This is a genomic window from Aerococcus sp. L_32, from assembly GCF_050689315.1.
Genome location: NZ_JBOEQF010000255.1, coordinates 1 through 3,040 on the forward strand (window position 1 = coordinate 1; position 3,040 = coordinate 3,040).

The following is a 3,040-nucleotide window of genomic DNA, read 5'->3' on the forward strand; positions in this document are numbered from 1 at the left end:
AAAGTCATCACTTCGATGGAAAACTTCGACCCAGTTGGTGTACATACAGGTGATTCAATTGTGTTTGCCCCTAATCAATCACTTGATCAAGCACAAAATGACATGCTAGCAGATGTAGCCATTAAAATTATTCAAGCCTTAGAAATTGAAGGTGGCTGTAATGTACAACTTGCCTTAAAACCTGATACACAGGAATACTACATTATTGAGGTAAATCCTCGTGTGTCTCGTTCATCAGCCCTAGCTTCAAAAGCGACAGGTTTCCCCATTGCCAGAGTGGCAGCTAAAATCGCAGTAGGGTATCGCTTTGACGAATTATACAACCCTTACACTGAAACGACTTTTTCCGAATATGATCCAAAAAATATTACTTATACTGTTGCAAAAGTGCCACGTTGGTCAAGCGACAAGTTCAAAAATGCAGATAGAAGCTTAACGACGCAAATGAAGGCAACTGGTGAGGTAATGTCACTAGGTCAATCGATTGAAGAAGCCTTGTTGAAATCAATCCAATCGCTTGATAACGGTCACCCACACTTATTCGATGTGGATGCTGCTAAAGCGTCAGACGAGAAAATTTTAAAAGAAATTGTCGAAGTGAAAGATGACCGTATCTTCTACTTGGCAGAGGCGATTCGTCGTGGAATGACTGTAGAAGAAGCTGAAGACCATACGAAAATCCGCCCATTATTCCTAAAAGCTATCAAACATATCGTGGACATTGAAGCAGCGCTTAAAGATCAACCGCTAGATAAAGGTGTTGTGGCAGAAGCAAAATTAAACGGCTTTGATGACCAAACAATTGCGCAACTTGCCAAAGTAACCGTGAATGAAGTGAAATCCTTTAGAGATGAACATGCCCTTGCACCTAATTTTGTCCCTGTAACCATCTGGGGTATGGGTGACTACGGTGAGGCAGGCTACTACTTCACCTCTTATGCTGGTGAAAACAAAGTTAATACAGCTACTGATAAAGAATCTGTTTTAGTATTAGGTTCTGGTCCAATCAGAATCGGACAAGGAATTGAGTTTGACTACGCAACTGTTCACTGTGTTAAAGCCTTACAAAAAGCAGGGTATGAAGCCTTGATTATCAACTCTAACCCTGAAACAGTATCTACTGATTTCTCGATCTCTGACAAATTATTCTTTGAACCAGTTACTTTTGAAAATGTGATGGCTATTATTGAACGGGAGCAACCAATCGGTGTCATGATTCAATTCGGTGGACAAACTGCCATCAACTTGGCCAATGACTTGAAAGAAGCTGGTATCCAAATTCTTGGGACATCGGTTGAAGACATGAACCGAGCTGAAGATAGAAAATTATTCGAACAAGCATTAACCCAATTAAATATTGCCCAACCAGAAGGTGCTACAGCCTTAACCTTAGAAGAAGCGCTAGCTATCCCAGAAAAAATTGGTGGCTACCCAGTACTTGTTAGACCATCATTTGTCCTAGGTGGTAGAGGGATGGAAGTGGTTTATGACGAAGAAAACTTAACCACTTACATGAATGACGCCTTGGTTGAAAGTCATAAATTAAAACAAGAAGCGCCAATCTTGATTGACCACTACGTTCAAGGGATTGAAGTTGAAGTGGACGCCATTTGCGACGGCACGGATGTCTTTATCCCAGGTATCATGGAACATATCGAAGCAGCGGGTGTCCACTCAGGTGACTCCATGGCTGTTTTCCCTACACAAAGATTATCACAAGCTGTCATCGACCAAATTATCGATGAAACCATCAAAATTGGAAATGGCTTAGGCACAATTGGGATGGTGAATATCCAGTTCATCGTGGAAAATGATAAAGTCTTTATTATCGAAGTGAACCCTAGAGCCAGCCGTACAGTGCCATTCTTATCAAAAGTAACAGATATTGAAATCGCGCAAATTGCTACAAACGTGATCATGGGGACTAGCTTACAAGCGCAAGGCTATACTAGCGGGGTATTCGACTATACTGATGACCAAGTCCATGTGAAAGCACCGGTCTTCTCATTCACTAAATTAAATGGTGTTGATCCAGCGGTTAGTCCAGAAATGAAATCAACTGGTGAAGTGATGGGGTCAGGTAAGACATACGCCATTGCCCTACAAAGAGCCTTTGAAGGAGCCAACATTCAAGCGACTGATGATGGTGCGATTGTCTTCAACTTGTTTAAAGCAGATTTAGGAGAAATCGAAGCGGACTTGACCAAGTTGCATAAGGCAGGTTACCCATTAGCAATCTACATCAATGACGCAGACGAAAAGCTTGAATCAGATAACTTTACAGTCTTCTCAAATACAGATGAGTTAAACCAATACATCACTGAAAACGATGTGCAATTAGTGGTGGATACAACGGGTAATGTGCCAGGGTATGAAAAAGGGTTGACGACTAGATTGACTGCCATCAGCCAATTAGCGTCATTGTTTACCCACCTAGATACCTTTAAAGCCTATACGAAAGTTTTGGACGAAAAAGCGGTTGGCGCTATGGTTTAATGAATTCTATGCAAGACAGTGATGTAAAAAACATATCACTAACTTAAAAATACTCTGATAAAACATTTGACTTTATCATTATTTCCTAATAAAATAATGGAAATATTAAAGATCAAGTATGAAGAGAGTAAATGATGATTGGATTCACAGCGAGTTAGGATAGAGTGGAAGCCTAATATGACGACATCACTGAACCGCACTTCATAGATAAATTGGTGAAAGCAAGTAGCTAATTTCGCTGATGCAGCGTTAACAAAATCGAGTGAATTCAATTATTTGTCAATTTGAGTTAACTAGAGTGGTACCACGGCTAAGCCCCGTCTCTATGTTCTATTTGAACATGGAACGGGGCTTTTTTATATATAAATGAATCGTAGATAAAGAAAGTAAATTGGGGCGTATGCCAAGCGAAGTAGTGATGGTGTGAGACTACTGATATCAACCAATTGAACCGCGCTTTAAAGATTTCTTGTTAGGTTAAAAAACTGAACAAGGACGTAGTGTCCACGTTAGGATGAGAGATAGCCATTTTCCGGTGATTAAA

Annotated in this window: 1 protein-coding gene and 1 other annotated feature; the gene reads left to right on the forward strand. The window is 40.4% G+C overall.

The window, feature by feature from the left end; all coding sequences use genetic code 11:
- The coding region (carB, locus tag ACRCJ0_RS11380) for a carbamoyl-phosphate synthase large subunit (RefSeq protein WP_431390490.1) at positions 1-2,496 on the forward strand (2,496 nt) is incomplete at its 5' end.
- Positions 2,497-2,602: 106 nt separating this feature from the next.
- Positions 2,603-2,824, forward strand: a binding site (T-box leader).
- Positions 2,825-3,040: the final 216 nt, after the last annotated feature.